Genomic DNA, 16,252 nt, shown 5'->3' with positions numbered 1-16,252 from the left:
CCTACCGACCCGCACCAGCCCCGTTCGTTGCGCCGCGCAACCATTCGAGAATTTCCCGGTATGCCGCGGACGGCGGCACGTGGCCGCCGTCGTACTGGATGGATTCGGCGGCCGGGATCGCCTCGGTCAGCAGCACGGCATGCCGGCCGGCTCGCGCATCGGCGGTGCCGTGCCAGATGGTCGTCGGCACCCGGACGTCGGCCAGCTCGAATCCCCAGGGCGTGGCGAACGCGACGTTGTCGTCGAGACAGCCGTCGGCGCTGCCGCTACCGAACGTTGCGGTCAGGCGGGCCATCGCGGCGGCGTCATCGCGCGCGGGCGGCCCCGGCGGCGAGCCCGGCGCGGGCGGAAACTCCGGCCCGCCGGCCGCGACCGACGCCATGATCTGTTCGGCCCCCGCCGCGAACCGCGCGCGGAACCTAGCAGGGTCGTGTACGGCGAGCCACGCCGTCAGGCTCCGTCGCGGATCGGCCGCTTCGTCGTCCTCGGTCGGCTCGGGACCGTCGGCGGTCAGCGGGGCGATCCCGCCGACCACGGCACAGCAGGTGACCCGATCAGGCAGCAGTGCGGCACACGCGAGCGCGTGCGGCCCGCCGCCGGAACCGCCGATGACGGCGAACGTCGTCCACCCGAGCGCATCAGCCAGCCGCGCCACATCACTTGCCCCGTCGGCGACCGTACGACCCGGCCGACGCGGCGAACCGCCGTACCCGGGACGGTCAGGGATGAGGATCCGCAGACCGGATGCCGCCAGGTCTTCGACCGCTTCCGGCCGTTTCCAGCGGGTGCTGGGGGAGCCGCCGAGCGACATCACCGGGAAACCGTCGGTGGGACCGTAGAGGCTGTACTCGAGCAGTTCCATGAGCGGAGAGTAGTCAGCCGACGGGAGGTAAACGAATCCGGAGTTATCGAGTCGAGATTCTCAGGATTCAAGATGGGCCGGACGTGGTGGGAGGATGCGGCCTAGCTTGTGTCGGCTGTTCGAAAACAACCTCGTCGGGAGTGCGTGTGAGTTCGTCGGTTGCCGGGGCCGTCTCGCCTACTAGGCAGGCGCTGCGTCGGGTACGACGGGACCGGAGTGCACGAGTCGGTCTGGGACTGGTGGTTGCGCTGATCGTGGTCGCGGCCGCGTCGCCGTTGCTGGTCAAGTTGTCGGGGCAGGATGCGTTCACCTATCACATCGACCTGCTCGATCCGGTCCGCGGCAACGCGCCGCGAGGGTCGTTCGGTGGGGTCAGCGGTGAGCACTGGTTCGGCGTGGAGCCGTTGACCGGGCGGGACTTGTTCTCGATCGTGGTGCTCGGCCTGCGCACGTCGCTGGTGATCGCGATCGTGGTCACCGCGGTCACGACCGTGGTCGGGACCCTGCTCGGCATCACCGCGGCGTACGTCGGCGGTTGGTTCGACGCGATCTTGTCCCGGTTGCTGGACTTCCTGTTCGGGTTCCCACAGCTCGTCTTCATGATTGCCCTCGGCATCATCGTGCCGGCCAAGGTGCCGCGGACAGTGCTGCTGGTCGGCGTGCTCAGCGTCTTCGGCTGGGCCGGGCTGGCGCGGCTGATCCGGGCGCAGGCGCGGTCGCTGGTCACCCGCGAGTTCGTCGAGGCTGCCCGTAGCGTCGGCTCATCCGGCTGGTGGGTGATCACCCGCGAACTGCTGCCGAACCTGCTCGGCCCGGTGCTGGTGATCGCGACCTTGTCGATCCCCGGCTACATCGGCGCCGAGGCCGCGCTGTCGTTCCTCGGAGTCGGTGTTCCACCACCGACACCGAGTCTCGGTCGCTCGATCTCCGACTCGATCGCTTGGGTCTACACCGGGACCGATCCGTGGTTCATGGTCTTCCCCGGGATCGCGCTGTTCGTCGCCGTACTGGGCTTCACGCTGCTCGGTGACGGCGTTCGCGACGCGTTCGACGTACGGCTGCGGAGGACGCACTGATGCCCGACATCGTGTGGTTCGTCATCCGCCGCTTGTTCGCCGCGCTGCTCGTCATGCTCGCGCTCAGCCTCGCCGTCTACTTCGTCTTCTACGCGATCCCCGCCGACCCGGCTCACCTCGTGTGCGGCAAGCCCTGTACGCCGGATCGTCTCGAGCAGGCGCGTCATTTCATGCAGCTGGATCAGAGCACGATCCAGCAGTACCTGAACTTCCTGAAGGGTATCTTCGCCGGTCGCACGTACGGCGACGGCGCGGCGGCCGTGCAGTGCAATGCACCCTGCTTCGGGTACTCGTTCCCGTTGGCACGCCCGGTCAGCACGCTGATCATGGACCGGTTGCCGGTGACTGCGTCGATCGCGCTCGGAGCCGCCGTACTGTGGTTGCTCATCGGCGTCTCGCTCGGCGTGATCGCCGCCCTCAACCGGGGCCGCCCGCTCGACCGGTTGGCCGTCGGGGTGGCATTGATCGGTGTGTCGACGCCGTCGTTCCTGCTGGGTCTGCTGGCGATCCTGGTCTTCGGATTCTGGCTGAACATGGTCCCGGTGAGCGGTTATGTTCCACTGACGGATAGCCCGGTCGACTGGGCCTGGCACCTGGTCACTCCCTGGCTCGTCCTCGCGGTGCTGCAGGCGGCGTCGTACATCAGATTGACCCGGGCGCAGATGCTCGAGGAGCTGAACCTCGACCACATCACCACCGCGCGCGCGAAGGGTGCCGGCGAGGCGCGCGTCGTGGTGACACATGGTCTGCGTGGTGCGCTCGTGCCGATCGTGACGCTGTTCGGGCTGGACCTCGGCGGTCTGCTCGGCGGCGCGATCCTGACCGAGAAGGTGTTCAGCATGCAGGGGCTCGGTGAGTTGCTGATCAGCGCGGTCGGGCAGCTGGACGTCGCGGTGGTCGTCGGGGTCACGCTGTTCTCGGCGTTCCTGATCATCGTCGCGAACCTGGTGGTGGACATAGTGCACGGAGCACTCGACCCGAGGGTGAGTCATGGCTGAGCCAGTGCTGGAAGTTCACGACCTGCGCGTCACCTTCGACACCGAAGGCGGCCTGGTCCCTGCTGTCGACGGCATCGACTTCTCGGTCGCTGCCGGGCAGACGCTGGCGATCGTCGGCGAGTCCGGTTCGGGGAAGAGTGTCAGCTCGGCGGCCGTGATGGGCATCTTGCCGTCGAATGCCGAGGTGAAGGGCGAGGTGCTGCTGGACGGCCGCGAGCTGGTCGGCCTGCCCGCCGACGAGCTGCGCAAGATCCGCGGCAACGACATCGCGCTGGTCTTCCAGGACGCGTTGTCCGCCTTGAATCCGTACTACACCGTCGGCTGGCAGGTCGCCGAGGCGTACCGGCTGCACCACGACGTCTCGAAGAAGGCTGCGTTCCAGCGGGCCATCGAGCTGCTCGACAAGGTCGGCATCCCGGACGCCGCGCGGCGGGCGAAGAGCTACCCGCACGAGTTCTCCGGGGGAATGCGGCAGCGGGTCGTGATTGCTATGGCTCTGGTGAACAACCCGCGCGTGCTGATCGCCGACGAGCCGACCACGGCCCTCGACGTCACCGTGCAGGCGCAGATCATGCAGCTGCTGTCCGACGTCCAGGCAGAGTTCGGTACGGCGCTCGTGCTGATCTCGCACGACCTCGGAGTGGTCGCCGAGGTGGCGGACGACGTACTGGTCATGTACGCCGGTCGCGCGGCCGAGCGGGGTTCGGTCCGGGACTTGTTCTACCGGGCTGCGCACCCGTACTCGCTTGGACTGCTCGGTGCGATGCCGCGGATCGACGTACCGCCTCAGCCACGGCTGGTCACGATTCCCGGTTCACCGCCGTCGCCTGGATCGATCACCACCGGGTGCCCGTTCCAGCCGCGGTGTGCCTACACCGAGCGGGTCGGTGAGCGCTGCATCACCGAGCGGCCGGAGCTCACGCCGCGCCCCGGTGAGGGCGATCACGAGGCCGCGTGCCATCTCGGTCGGCGGCCGGAGGTGGTGTCATGACCGAGGAGTTGTTGCGGCTCGATGGGGTCCGGAAGCACTTCGGGTTGCGCGGTGCGCCGTGGCGCGAATCCCAGACGGTGAAGGCCGTCGATGGCGTCAACTTCGTTGTGCGTAAGGGCGAAACGGTCGGCTTGGTCGGCGAGTCCGGTTCGGGGAAGTCGACGCTGGCGCGGGTCGCGACCAGGTTGCTGGATCCGACATCGGGCCGGGTGGAGATCGGCGGCAAGGACGTCACCCGGTTCCGCGGCCGGCGGTTGCGACCGGTTCGCCGTACGGTCCAGATGGTCTTCCAGGACCCACAGGCCTCGCTGAACCCGCGGCAGTCGGTCGGCACCATTCTCAGTACGCCGTTCCGCGCGCAGGGGACCCGGCCGACCCGGGGTCAGCTGATCGAGCTGCTGCAGAAGGTCGGTCTGTCCGAGGAGCACCTGGAGCGGTACCCGCATGAGTTCTCCGGCGGGCAACGGCAGCGGATCGGGATTGCCCGAGCGCTCGCGGTCAGCCCCGACCTATTGATCTGCGACGAACCCGTCTCGGCGCTCGACGTCTCCGTCCAGGCTCAGGTGTTGAACCTGCTCGCTGACCTGCGCGACGAGCTCGGTCTCTCGTACGTCGTCGTGGCGCACGACCTGGCCGTCGTCCGGCAGGTGGCGAGCCGGGTGGCTGTCATGTACCTCGGCACGATCGTCGAGGAGGGCCCGTCCGACCAGGTCTACGCGGCACCGGCCCATCCGTACACGAAGGCGCTGCTGTCCGCAGTGCCGGTGCCTGAGCCGGGTGTGACGCGCGAGCGCATCGTGCTGACCGGCGACGTACCGACACCGATCTCCCCACCGTCGGGCTGCCCGTTCCGGACCCGCTGTTACAAGGCCGAAGACATCTGTGCGACTGAACGACCTGTCCTTGAGCTTGTGCAGGGCCACACTGAGCATCGCGCCGCCTGCTACTTCCCCGAACCCCCCACCTCCTGAGAGGACATGATGAAACACATCACCCGAGCGGTCGCGGTTGCGGCCGTGCTGGCGTTGGCGGCCACCGCCTGCAACGCCAACAACAAGGACGCCCCGAGTGGAGGTGGCTCGTCCGCGGCCGCCGAGGCGGGCGGTACGCTGCAGTTCCTGAGCACCAGCAAGGAGATCAGCTTCGACCCGGCCAAGAGCCAGAACCTCGGGACGAGCGCGATCCACCTGATCCTGCGCGGCCTGACCGCCTGGAAGACCGACCCGGGCAAGCCGACCGAGCTGGTCCCGGACCTGGCCACCGACACCGGTCAGGTCAGCGACGGCGGCAAGACCTGGACGTACAAGCTCAAGCCCGGCCTGAAGTACGCCGACGGCTCGACGATCGTTGCCGCTGACATCAAGTACGGCATCGAGCGCTCGTTCGCGCCGGAGCTGTCCGGTGGTCTCGGCTACCACAAGTCGCTGCTGGTCGGCGGTGACAAGTACACCGGTCCCTACAAGGGCGGCGCGCTCGCGTCGGTGGAGACGCCGGACGACACCACGATCATCTTCAAGCTGAACAAGCCGTTCGGCGACTGGCCGTGGGTGGCCAGCATGCCGGCTTTCTCGCCGGTCCCGAAGAAGGCCGACACCGACCCGGCTCACTACGGCGAGAAGCCGGCGGCCAGCGGTCCGTACCAGGTGAAGTCGTACCAGCCCGGCTCGAAGCTCGAACTGGAGCGCAACCCGAACTGGGACAAGGCCAGCGACCAGGCCCGCACCGGCCTCCCGGACGCCTACGTCTGGCAGATGGGCCTCGAGGCCAACACCGTCAACCAGCGCCTGATCCAGGACGCGAACGACGACAAGAATGCGGCTGCGACCGGCGTCAGCGTTCCGGCCGCACTCATCCCGACGGTCACCGGCAACCCGGCCGTCAAGGCCCGCGTCGCCACCTCGCCGTCCGGCGCGCTGCAGTACCTCGCGATGAACAACAAGCGCCCCGCGCTGTCCAACCCCGAGGTCCGCAAGGCGATCCAGTACGCCGTCGACAAGCAGGCCGTCCAGGTCGCCGAGGGCGGACCGGAGTTCGGCGGCGAGATCGCTTCGACCCTGATCACGCCCGGCATCGAGGGCTACTCGAAGTACAACACCTACGAGGCCCCGCCTGCCGGTGATCCGGACAAGGCCAAGCAGCTGCTGGCCGCCGCGGGTGTCACCAACCTGCGCCTGACCCTGGTCGCCGACAACGCCACCGGCCTCCCGGTCGCCCAGGCGATCCAGCAGGGCCTCAAGCGCGCCGGCATCACCGTCGACATCAAGCCGCTCGACAGCGAACCACTGAGCGACCTGATCACCGGCAACAAGCCCGACTATGACCTCACCGTCTCCAGCTGGCTGCCCGACTTCCCGAGCGCGATCGGCAACATCCAGCCGCTGTTCGCCACCTCGGAGATCGGCAACGGCGGGTACAACATCTCCCGCTACTCCAACCCCACGGTCGACGCCGCCATCAACGCTGCCACCGCCGAGTCCGACAAGGCCAAAGCAGCCGCGGCCTGGGGCGCCCTCGACAAGCAGATCATGAACGACGCACCGCTCGTCCCGCTGCTGTACGCGCGCAACGCGTTCCTGCACGGCTCCAAGGTCCAGAACTTCTACCTGCCGAGCTACCCGCCCTACCCGAACACGCTGATCCTGGGCCTCAGCAAGTAGTAGCTACGTCCGGCCCTCTTTCTCCTGGGCCTCGAAGAGGGTCGGCTGGGTCTCGGCATCGAGTCCCCAGTCGGCCCTCATCACCGTGTACCCGGCCTTCTCGGCCACCGCACACACCTTGATGTCATCGTCGACGAGTACGGCGACTTTGCGCTCCTCCGAGAGTCGCTTCAGCCGGTCGAGTTTCATCTGCGCGCCGGCACGGCGGTCGGCGTTCCGGCGCATGTAGACCGTGCCGTCGGGGAAGCCGTTGTCCTTCAGCCACTTCAGCGTGTCCCGCCGCAGCCGCTCGGGCCGGCCCGTCAGGTAGACGATCTCGTGATCGGCCGCGAGCGTCGTCGCGACGGCCAGCCCTTCGTCGAGCACCGCGTCGTTCTTGGCCTCGGCGAAGAACGAATCCCAGTCCTTCGGCTTGCGCTCCAGATAGTGGATCCGCCGACTCGTGTCGGACAAGGTCGCGTCGATGTCGAGCACGGCGTACGGGCGTTGATCGTCAGACACGCTGCTGAGTTTCCCAGGTTTGCCGGTCGAGCGCGTACTCGACCTCACCGAACTCGGTCCCCGGCAGCGGGTCGTCGAAGTGCTCATGCCACAACCGCACGAACCGTAGTCCGCTCCGGCGCATGACCGCCCGCGACCGGTGATTGACCGCCATGGTGTCGGCGATCACTCGGTCCATCTTGAGTTGTCTGAACGCGTAGTCGATGAGCGTCTTGGTGCCTTCGGTCGCGTATCCCTTGCCCCAGGCGGCCCGGTTCAGGCGGTAGCCGACGTCGACTGTGCTCGGTTCCCCGGTCGGCTGCAGCCCGAACCAGCCGACGAACGCACCGCCGGCCTTCTCGTGGGCTGCAAACGTCCCGAGCCCTGGGTGCTCGTCATAAACCTTGAGGATCGCCGGCAGCACGACTGTCGTGATCTCCGCCCGCGGAGTCGGCTGACCGGTCAGGAACCGCATCACCTCCGGGTCGGAGTCGAGCCCGGTGAGCAGGTCAACATCATCGAACGTGAACTGACGCAACACCAGCCGCTCGGTCTCCACCCCGACACCCTCCCACCCACCTTGAGCCCCCACCAACCATTTCCCACCCCTGCACGTGGTCGACCCGTGCCCAAGGCCGAGCATGTGCCTCACCTTGAGCACCCACGGCCCATTCCGGCGCTGCTGACTGGTGGGTGGGTGGTTCGGGTGCCCGTCAAGGCGGCGGTCTGCACTACGTGTCGTTGCCGACGCGGCCGCCATGCCACCCCGCGAGGTGAGTTAGCCATCGCCTGTCCGATCGCTCACCACCCGCCTCCACCCCAACACATTTGATGGGTTCACCCATCGGCTTGTGGGTTCTCCACCCTCATGCGAGTGCAGGACCCACAATCTGAGTGGGTCACCCATCAGATGGCGGCCGGTTGGGGCTCGCCGCCGGCACCACCAACTTGCTCCCGACCGGGCCCTCCGACACCGCGCCCCGGCGACCACCTCAGCCATGGGCGACCACCTCAGCCATGTAGGTGGGCTCAGCCGGTGGAGCCCTGCTCCGGGAGTGAGGGGCGGACCGCCACCACTCACCAACTTGCCGGCGGTCGTGTGGTTCACGCTCAGCGCATCGTTCGGGGAGGCCGTGAATGGGGTTTGGTGAGTGGGGCAGGTCCGCGATCGGGGTGCGGCGCTCGCCACCTGCACCCGTCGACCACGACCTCAGCCCTGAATTGGGTGTCCGGAGTGTGGGCGGATGGGGGTTGGGGGTGTGTTGGGTTGGGTGGATTTCGGGGGGTCGGGTTAGCGTTCTCAGCGCAATGGACGACTCGATCACGTTTCTGCACAGTTCGGACTGGCAGCTCGGAATGCTGCGCCGGTTCCTGGGGCCGGACGGTCAGGCCCGGTGGGGGCAGGCCCGGCTCGATGCTGTCGCGCGGATCGGCGAGGTTGCCGAGCAGACCGGTGCCGCGTTCGTGGTGGTCACCGGTGACGTGTTCGAGCACAACCAGGTCGAGCGGCAGACGATCCTGCGGGCCTGTGAAGCGCTGAAGCGGATCCCCGTCCCGGTGGTGCTGCTCCCCGGGAACCACGACGCCCTCGAGCCCGGCTCGCTGTGGACCTCGAGCCAGTGGCAAGCGCACGCACCGGACCACGTCACAGTGCTGACCGACACGACGCCGATCGAGATCCTCCCGGGAGTCGAGGTCGTCGGCGCACCCTGGCGGTCGCGACGACCGACCTCCGACCCGGCAGCGGCCGCCTACACCGACCTCGAACCAGCACCACCGGGTACGACGCGGATCCTCCTCGTGCACGGCCAGCTCACCAGCCTGAGCGGCGGCATGTCCGAGGTACCGCCCATCGACCAGCCGGCCCTCGAGGCCGCAGTAGCGACGAAGAAGGTCCAGTACGTCGGCCTCGGTGACCGCCACTCGACGACGAAGGTCACTGACCGGATCTGGTTCTCCGGCACCCAAGAGGTCACAACCCCGGAGGAGACCGACCCGGGCAACGTGCTGAAGGTGACAGTCAGCCAGAGCGCTATCGACGTCGAGCCCATCCGCGTCGGCGCCTGGCACATGGTGGATCACCGCGTCGAGTTGTTCGACGAGGAGTCGCTCAAAGCGCTCGAAGATTGGTTCGCTGAACTGCCCGACAAGGAGCGGACCTACGTCCGCCTGGCTGGCGACGGCTCGCTGAGCCTCCCGCTGCTCAGCCGCCTCGACACGATGATCGACGTACAGGGTGAGGCGTTCGCCAGCGTCGAGAAGTGGGCCAAGTTCTGGACAGTCCGCCCGGCACCGGATGCGGCGGATCTCGATGCGTTGCAGTTGAGCGGTCCCGCGCGCGCAGCGATGGAGGAGTTGCGCCAGGCCCTCGCCGGTGGAGACGAGAGTGCGGGTGCGGCGCTTTCGCTGATGCATCGATTGGCGCGGGACGCGGGATGAGGCTGCACTCTCTGACGCTGCGGAACTTCCGCGGCGTCAAGGACCGTACTGTTCGGCTGCCCGCTCTCGGTACGACGGTTGTGGTCGGCGACAACGAGGTCGGCAAGTCCAGTTTGGTCGAGGCGTTCGGGCTGATCTTCGACCTGCCCGACGATTCCAAGTCGACCCGGATCCGCGACATCCAGCCGGTCGGCCAGGACGTCGCGCCGGAGGTGACCGCCGAGCTGACCCTGGGCGGTCGCGAGCTGACCTACACGAAACGCTGGTTGAAGAACCGCTCGACCGAGCTGGCCGTCGTCGAGGCCGACGGACGCCGTACGGCGTGGACCGGGCGCGAGGCGCATAACGAGGCCGAGCGGCTGTTCCATGAGTACGTCGATCCGGTGCTGTGGCAGACGTTGATGGTCAGCCAGGGTCAGTCGCTTGTGCTGCCGACCCCGGCTGATGCCGAGCCGCTGATCACGGCCGTCACTGCCGAGTCCGGTACGCCGGTCGATGGCGCGTCGATGCCGTTGGTGAGCGCGGTCGAGCACGAGTACTTGCGGTACTGGACTCGCGGTGGCCGGGCGACCGGGGACTACGCGAAGTCGGAGAAGGCGGTCGCCGCGGCTGAGCTGCAGGCGGCGCAAGCGTTGAAGGCGATGGAGGAGGTCCAGCAGGACATCCGCCGGGCCGAGCGGTTGACGCTCGACCTGGCCGACGTTGATGGTCGGCTGGGCGATCACCTGACCACGGTCGAGGAGGTTCGCGAGCGCAAGCAGGCGACCGACGAGATCCTGCTTCGCCGCGACACCGTTCGCTCGAAGGCCGAGACCGCGCGCGCCCGGTTGGTGAACCACACCCGCACGCGGGAAGAGCGGGAACGGCTCTTCGACGAGGTCGAGCGGTTCACCAAGATCGACGCCGAGCTCGCGGAACGCCGTACCGATGCGGACACGGTCGCCAAGGCCGCGGCCGAGACCGTGCAGGCGGCCGAGGCGGCGCTGGCGGAGGTGATCGAGCTCAAGGATCTCCGCCGGACCGACGTGCAGGACGCCGAGCGGCGGGTCAGTCAGCTGGTGGATCAGGCCGAGCTGGAGCGGTTGGTCGGGCAGCAGACCGAGCTGATCGACGTTCGGGCCCGGATCGTGACGGCCGCGGCGATCCTGGACAAGATCAAGGTCGACGACGGGTTGTTCGCGGCGCTCGAGGACGCCCGCGCCGCGGTGGTCGAGGCGCGCGCGGCGCTGGCGGCCGGCGTACCGGAGGTCGTCGTACGGCGGCTTGGCGCGGAGCCGGTCGAGTTGTCGGGCAAGGGCGTTGAGGCCGGCACCAAACGGATGCCGAAGGAGCTCGGGTTCGACGAGACGGCCGAGCTGCTGGTCTCGGGTGAGCTGGTCGTCGGCGTACCGGGGCAGGTCGAGGTCACCGTGCGCGCGGGTGGTGAGGCGGCGACCCTGCGGTCTCGCGTCGATGACGCGGTACGGCGTGAGAAGGAGTTGCTGAAGAAGGCCGGGGTGAAGGACGTCGCGGCCGCGCGTGAGCAGTTGCGGAAGGCCGATACGGCGTCGGCTGAGTTGCAGGAGGCTCGTCGTACCGAGAAGTCGTTGACGTCGGCAGGCGACCCGGGGGAGCGGATCGCGGTGCTGACCGCGCGGCTCGGGATCGGTGCTGAGGACGAGGGCGAGCAGAGTGGTTCGAAGCAGGCGGCCGTTGAGGGTGTGCCTGGGCAGATGTCGCTGTTCGAGGAGTTTGCCTCGCCGCTCGACACGCTCTTCGACGACTTCGAACTGCCCGCTCCGCCGCCGGATGATCTGACCGGTGCGCAACGCCAGCTGGATGATGCGCGTACCGAGCTGGCTGGTGTCGAGCGGTTGCTGACCGAGGCCGAGTTCGCGGCGGCGCAGGCACGGAAGGCTGCGGATGAGGATCGGTCCGAGGCGCAGCAGGCGCGGGCGCGGTCCGAGATCGCCGGTGAGCGGTTGGCGGCGGCGGTCGAGGCGCTCGCAGCGGCTCGGAAGGTGCTGGACGACGAGGCGGTGGCAGCGGCTGAGACCGACGCGACGGCTGAGGTCGAGGCGGTGCTGGAGGAGCTGACCGCGGTCCAGGAGCAGGCCGATGCGGCCGGTGCGGATCAGGTGGCCGGTGAGCTGGCCGATGCGCTGGCGGTCGCGACGCGGATGCAGGGGGAGCGGGACACCCTGCGCGATGCGTTGCGGACGACCGAGGGCCGGCTGGAGCAGTCCGGGCGCGATGGGATGGCGACTCGGCGGGATGTGGCCGAGTTGGAGCTGGCCGCGATTCGTTCGGAGCACGAGAGTCTGCATCGGCGGGCCGAGGCAGCACGGCGGGTCTACGAGACTTTGGGGCGGCATCGGGCCGCTGCACAGACGAAGTACTCGGAGCCGCTGCAGACGCGCATCGAGGCCCTGGGACGGGGTGTTTACGGGCCGTCGTTCAAGATCTGGCTGGATGACGACCTGGCGGTCGCCGAGCGCGAGCTGGACGGCGTTCGGCTGCCGATCGAGGCGTTGTCGACGGGTGCGCAGGAGCAGCTCGCGATCATCACCCGGCTCGCGATCAGTCACCTGGTCAGTACCGGTGACGGCAGCGTGCCGGTGATCTTCGACGACGCACTCGGCTGGTCCGACAAGGCCCGGCTGCGCGACATGGGCGCGCTGCTCGGCCGGGCCGGGGATCACGGGCAGGTCATCATCCTGACCTGTATGCCGGACCGCTACGAGTACGTCCCGAAGGCGACCTTCATCAAGCTGGACGGATGATCCGCTCCGGGTTGCTGTAGATCACACACCGCTCTCCGCGGGCGAACCCGGCCACCGTCACGCCGAACTGCCGCGCGAGATCCACTGCCAGACTCGACGGCGCGCCGACCGCGACGATCATCCCGAGACCGGCCGCGACCGCCTTCTGCACGATCTCGTACCCGACGCGACCGCTGACCGCGAGCACCAGGCCATGGCGCGGTTGCTGGTTCAGCACGGTCCAGCCGACCACCTTGTCGACGGCGTTGTGCCGGCCGACATCCTCCCGTACGACGATCTTGCGGCCGTCCGCGGTGAACAGCCCGGCCGCGTGCAGACCGCCGGTGCGGGAGAACGTGGGCTGAGCTTCGCGGAGCAGATCCGGCAGCCGCCGTACGACGTCGATGTCGACCTCGACGGGGTCGACCGGCTCGTAGTCGCGCTCGGCGAGTTCGTCGAGGGACTGCTGGCCGCAGACCCCGCAGGCGGCCGAGGTGACGCCGTACCGCTGGGGTGGTTCGCGGTCCGGCGGACCGTCGAAGGTGACCGTGACGGTGTTGAACTGCTGCTCGCGGGTCAGCTTGTTGTCGGTGCAGTAGGCAACGGTCCGGATCGCGCCCGGGCGGACCGCGAACCCCTCACCGAGACAGAAGCCGGCGGCCAGCTCGAAGTCCGATCCCGGGGTGCGCATCGTCACCACCAGCGGCTCCGGCGGCCGGCCCGGCCACTCGAGCCGGAGCTCGAGCGGCTCCTCGGTGACGACGACGTCCTCACGCCGCGAGGTGCGCTCGCCGTCGAGCACCTCGACCTTGAACCGGCTGGTCGGAGCTTTGGTCATACCCTCAACGTTAGGCGGTCCATCCACGTCGGGTCGCCAGCCAGTCCAGGAAGGTCCAGGCGTAGAAGCGCTGGTGCTCACGCAACGCCTGCGTGGTTCCGGTCGGCGGTGGGGTGTCGGGGTGCTTCAGCATGTACGCCGCGACCACGGCGACGAAGCAGTCGAGCTCATCAGCCGGTACGTCGGCAGTCAGCGGGCTGCTGCGGATCGCCGTACCGGTGTCGATGCCGTGGTGCTGTGCGACTGGGAGCAGGCCGACCCAGTCCAGCCAGCGCGGACCGAGGGCCAGCCAGTTCCAGTCGACTGTCCAGCAGGTGCCGGTCATGTCGATCAGCAGGTTGTCCGGCCGCAGGTCGGTGTGCGCGGCCGCGTCGCCGGACAGGGCCTCCGGTACGGCGTTCATCAGGTCGGCCAGCTCAGGCAGGATCCGCGGTACCCACTCCTGTAGTCCGCGTGGCAGCGGACGATCCCCGGCCAGGATCTGCGAGGGAACGAGCAACGCTGATTCCCCGGACTCCAGGTCCTTCAGGAACGACTCCAGCCCGGCGATCGGGCTCGGGGCCAGCGTCTCCGCCATCGCCTCGCATCTGGCCGTCACCAACGCGAAGTCCGCAGGCGTCCACGGCGCACCTGGCATCCGCGCATCCACCCACTCCGACACCACCGCGAACCAGTCCTCCGTCCGCGCTGTGGTGACAATCGCAGGGGCCTGCGCTGCAGCCGGGAGCTGCGGGACTACCGCGGCTTCGCGCTGATAGGCGCCGTACGAGTGCAGTGTCTTGTCGGACGCCTTCACGAACACCCGGCGACCGTCGGCAAGGCGGACCGGCGCCGCGAACCCGCCCGTGAACCCGGAGGTCACCGACGGCGCGGCACTCACAATGTCGGTGCCCAAGGCAACAGACAGCGCCTGCTGAAGAGCCTCCGGCAACGCATCCCAGGTCGGGCGCGACGAGGTGGCACTGTAATCGACATCAGGCGGTCCGCTCATGCCCACAGACGATAGAGGGCCAGTGCACTACACCGCGCGGGGTTTAATCCGAGAGGGTTGAAACCCAGATCGAAAGGTCGAGCGGAACCCATCTGTCACCCCTTACCATCGCAGCGAAATTTCTCGTTCGAGCTGGACCGAAGGGGTTGGGACATATGCACAAGGGACGCATGATCGGCATCACACTGGCGGCGCTGGGCATGGCGCTGGCCGGTGGGTCGCAGGCCGTGGCGAAGGAAGCTCCGGCGGTTGTCGCACAGCCCGCTGCGGTCGCGGCCGGGACGCCGGGGATGTCGCCGGCGCCGGAACGTGCCACCTACGTTGGCCGGAACAACTTCTACGAATACAACTGCCGGTCCGGCCGGGCTTGCCTGGCCGTGTGGAACGAGCCGGGTGGCAACTGGCGTGTCTTCGACATGCTGGCGTGCACCACCTACCGACTGTCGGAGGCGTACGGCGAGGGAGGGCTCAAGAACAACCAGACTGGCGGCGCGATCGTCAGCATGTACGGCGCCAGCGGCAACCACCTGTACTCGTTCGGGACGGCGGGGCAGGAGCCGCACGTGGTCCGGGACCTGACCCCGGTCTACACCGTTCGTCCCTGCTGACACGAGCTTTCACGTGGGCGTCGTACCGGGCGCCCGCGTGGGGGCGAGGTAGCGTGCGGATGTGGCTCTGCACGTGCTGGATCTGATCGGGATCTTTGTGTTCGGGATCACCGGTGCGCTGGTCGGGGTACGGAAGCAGCTGGATGTGTTCGGGATCCAGGTGCTGGCGTTGGTGACCGGGCTCGGCGGTGGGTTCATTCGCGACGTACTGATTGGTGCTACGCCACCGGCCGCGCTGAAGGACTGGCGTTATCTCGTGGTGCCGATCGTTGCTGGGCTGGTGACCTTCTTTCTGCATCCGGGGATTGAGCGGTTGGAGCGGCTGGTCAACATCTTCGACGCGGCCGGGCTCGGGTTGTTCTGCGTGACCGGTGCGTTGAAGGCGATGGCGTACGGACTCTCGCCACTCTCGGCGGCGTTGCTCGGGACGATCTCGGGGATCGGGGGTGGGGTGATCCGGGACCTGCTCAGTGGGCGGGTCCCGGTGGTGTTGCGCCGGGAGATCTACGCGACTCCGGCGTTCCTGGGGGCGACGATCGTGGTGGTGGCGGGGGCGCTCGAGTACGACGCGATCTGGGTCTCGTACGTCGCCGTGCTCACCTGCTTCACCATTCGCCTCCTCGCCATCCGCCGCGGCTGGAACGCGCCCCTACCCCGAACCCACTAGCCGGCGTGCCGAAGGGCGGTGCGGGTCCAGTCGTAGATCGGCTGCAACGGCTCAGGGTCCTGCCACCCGTTGACCGCGGCGAGCAGCCGGAGGTACCGGAACCACCGCGGATCCCCGGCTGTGTCGAGCAGACTGCTCAGCCGGGCGCGCAGCTCGTCGTCGGCAGGTCTGCCGACCCGGCGCGCGTAGTCGGCCGTGATCTCGTCGACCAGCGCACGGGCCTCCGGTGAGGCCGGATCGACGGCTGCCGCGAGGGCCGGGCCGACTCGTTGGCGAAGGGTGGCGACGACACCGGGCCGGAGGTCGTCGGCGCGGTAGTCGTCGACCATCTGCCGGACGGTCGCGCGGAACGCGGTGTCCGTCAGCATCTGGGCGAGCTCGAACCAGGCGCAGAGCTGGTGGTCGGCGGCGTCGTCGGGCAGCTCGGGTGTGAGCGTCTGCCGGACGCCCCGCAGCTCGGGATCGTCGCCGATGACAGCGTCCAGGAAGTCGGTGACGAGCGCCTGGCGGTCGTCGTCGGACTCGGTCAGGTCAGACATCTGATGGATCTCCTCAGGGCGTTGAGCGACCACGCGCAACACTGCCTGCCGGAGCTGGAGAGTGCGGATCTGCACTCCCAGCGCCTCGGCGTGTGCCGCGGCCACGTCGGAGAGCGCGCGTTCGCCGGTCAGCACGGCTCGGACAGTCGGTACGTCGATGCCCAGTGCACGCAGCCGTCGGATCAGCTCGAGCCGGCCGACCGCATCCTCGTCGTACCTACGATGCCCGGACGGCGCGCGCCAGGAATCGAGCAGGCCGAGGTCCGAGTAGTAGCGCACGGTCTTCACCGTGACCCCTGCTCGGAGCGCGATCTCACCGATCGAATGGTCCATGCCCGGAACTCTCACATCTCCCCTAGGAGGAG

Annotated in this window: 15 protein-coding genes; 9 read left to right on the top strand and 6 right to left on the bottom strand. The window is 68.3% G+C overall.

The genetic code is table 11. The features are described from left to right. Position 1: 1 nt before the first annotated feature. Positions 2-862 (bottom strand): alpha/beta fold hydrolase, encoded by an 861-nt coding sequence (locus ABD231_RS28375; protein WP_344158534.1) that lies wholly within the window; start codon positions 860-862, stop codon positions 2-4. A gap of 146 nt (positions 863-1,008) precedes the next feature. Between ABD231_RS28375 and ABD231_RS28370 the strand changes: the two genes are divergently transcribed. From ABD231_RS28370 to ABD231_RS28350, 5 genes are read left to right on the top strand one after another with little or no spacing between them, the layout of a single operon-like run. Beyond that, positions 1,009-1,938, top strand: coding sequence for an ABC transporter permease (locus ABD231_RS28370; protein WP_344158532.1), 930 nt, complete (start codon positions 1,009-1,011; stop codon positions 1,936-1,938). Next, positions 1,938-2,936, top strand: a complete 999-nt coding sequence (locus ABD231_RS28365) for an ABC transporter permease (RefSeq protein ID WP_344158530.1) — start codon at positions 1,938-1,940, stop codon at positions 2,934-2,936. The genes ABD231_RS28370 and ABD231_RS28365 overlap by 1 nt, the downstream gene beginning before the upstream one ends. Next, the gene (locus ABD231_RS28360) at positions 2,929-3,927 is read left to right on the top strand and encodes an ABC transporter ATP-binding protein (RefSeq protein ID WP_344158528.1); all 999 of its coding nucleotides are present in this window, start codon (positions 2,929-2,931) and stop codon (positions 3,925-3,927) included. The genes ABD231_RS28365 and ABD231_RS28360 overlap by 8 nt, the downstream gene beginning before the upstream one ends. Beyond that, the gene (locus ABD231_RS28355) at positions 3,924-4,898 is read left to right on the top strand and encodes an ABC transporter ATP-binding protein (RefSeq protein ID WP_344158526.1); all 975 of its coding nucleotides are present in this window, start codon (positions 3,924-3,926) and stop codon (positions 4,896-4,898) included. Before ABD231_RS28360 ends, ABD231_RS28355 begins: the two co-directional genes overlap by 4 nt. 6 nt (positions 4,899-4,904) lie before the next feature. Next, positions 4,905-6,584: an ABC transporter substrate-binding protein gene (locus ABD231_RS28350; protein WP_344158524.1), complete on the top strand. Its 1,680-nt coding sequence runs from the start codon at positions 4,905-4,907 to the stop codon at positions 6,582-6,584. A 3-nt stretch (positions 6,585-6,587) separates the two neighbouring features. Here the strand turns inward: ABD231_RS28350 and ABD231_RS28345 are convergent, their stop codons facing one another. Both ABD231_RS28345 and ABD231_RS28340 read right to left on the bottom strand, forming a co-directional pair. Then, entirely contained in the window at positions 6,588-7,085 is a 498-nt protein-coding gene (locus ABD231_RS28345; RefSeq protein WP_344158522.1) for a phosphatase domain-containing protein, read from the bottom strand. Continuing rightward, positions 7,078-7,623 (bottom strand): GNAT family N-acetyltransferase, encoded by a 546-nt coding sequence (locus ABD231_RS28340; RefSeq protein WP_344158520.1) that lies wholly within the window; start codon positions 7,621-7,623, stop codon positions 7,078-7,080. Before ABD231_RS28340 ends, ABD231_RS28345 begins: the two co-directional genes overlap by 8 nt. A gap of 749 nt (positions 7,624-8,372) precedes the next feature. Between ABD231_RS28340 and ABD231_RS28335 the strand changes: the two genes are divergently transcribed. Further along, a complete protein-coding gene (locus ABD231_RS28335) occupies positions 8,373-9,503 on the top strand; it encodes a metallophosphoesterase family protein (RefSeq protein ID WP_344158518.1) in 1,131 nt (376 codons plus the stop codon). After that, complete coding sequence (locus ABD231_RS28330; protein ID WP_344158516.1) at positions 9,500-12,265, top strand: AAA family ATPase; 2,766 nt, start codon at positions 9,500-9,502, stop codon at positions 12,263-12,265. Before ABD231_RS28335 ends, ABD231_RS28330 begins: the two co-directional genes overlap by 4 nt. Here ABD231_RS28330 and fdhD read toward each other — a convergent pair. Together fdhD and ABD231_RS28320 are read right to left on the bottom strand one after the other, a co-directional pair. Continuing rightward, positions 12,249-13,082 carry a formate dehydrogenase accessory sulfurtransferase FdhD gene (gene fdhD / locus ABD231_RS28325; protein ID WP_344158514.1) on the bottom strand — a complete coding sequence of 278 codons (834 nt, stop codon included), beginning with the start codon at positions 13,080-13,082 and terminating at the stop codon, positions 12,249-12,251. The two genes, ABD231_RS28330 and fdhD, sit on opposite strands and share 17 nt — an antisense overlap. Positions 13,083-13,092: 10 nt before the next feature. Beyond that, positions 13,093-14,073: a phosphotransferase gene (locus ABD231_RS28320; protein WP_344158512.1), complete on the bottom strand. Its 981-nt coding sequence runs from the start codon at positions 14,071-14,073 to the stop codon at positions 13,093-13,095. Between the two features lie 155 nt (positions 14,074-14,228). Between ABD231_RS28320 and ABD231_RS28315 the strand changes: the two genes are divergently transcribed. Further along, positions 14,229-14,681 carry a hypothetical protein gene (locus tag ABD231_RS28315; protein WP_344158510.1) on the top strand — a complete coding sequence of 151 codons (453 nt, stop codon included), beginning with the start codon at positions 14,229-14,231 and terminating at the stop codon, positions 14,679-14,681. A 61-nt stretch (positions 14,682-14,742) separates the two neighbouring features. Further along, positions 14,743-15,348, top strand: coding sequence for a trimeric intracellular cation channel family protein (locus ABD231_RS28310; protein ID WP_344158508.1), 606 nt, complete (start codon positions 14,743-14,745; stop codon positions 15,346-15,348). Here the strand turns inward: ABD231_RS28310 and ABD231_RS28305 are convergent. Beyond that, complete coding sequence (locus ABD231_RS28305; protein ID WP_344158506.1) at positions 15,345-16,220, bottom strand: MerR family transcriptional regulator; 876 nt, start codon at positions 16,218-16,220, stop codon at positions 15,345-15,347. The two genes, ABD231_RS28310 and ABD231_RS28305, sit on opposite strands and share 4 nt — an antisense overlap. Positions 16,221-16,252 lie beyond the last annotated feature (32 nt).

It is taken from the genome of Kribbella yunnanensis (assembly GCF_039529655.1).
Lineage (GTDB): Bacteria > Actinomycetota > Actinomycetes > Propionibacteriales > Kribbellaceae > Kribbella > Kribbella yunnanensis.
This window is presented reverse-complemented; position numbering and strand designations above follow the sequence as displayed.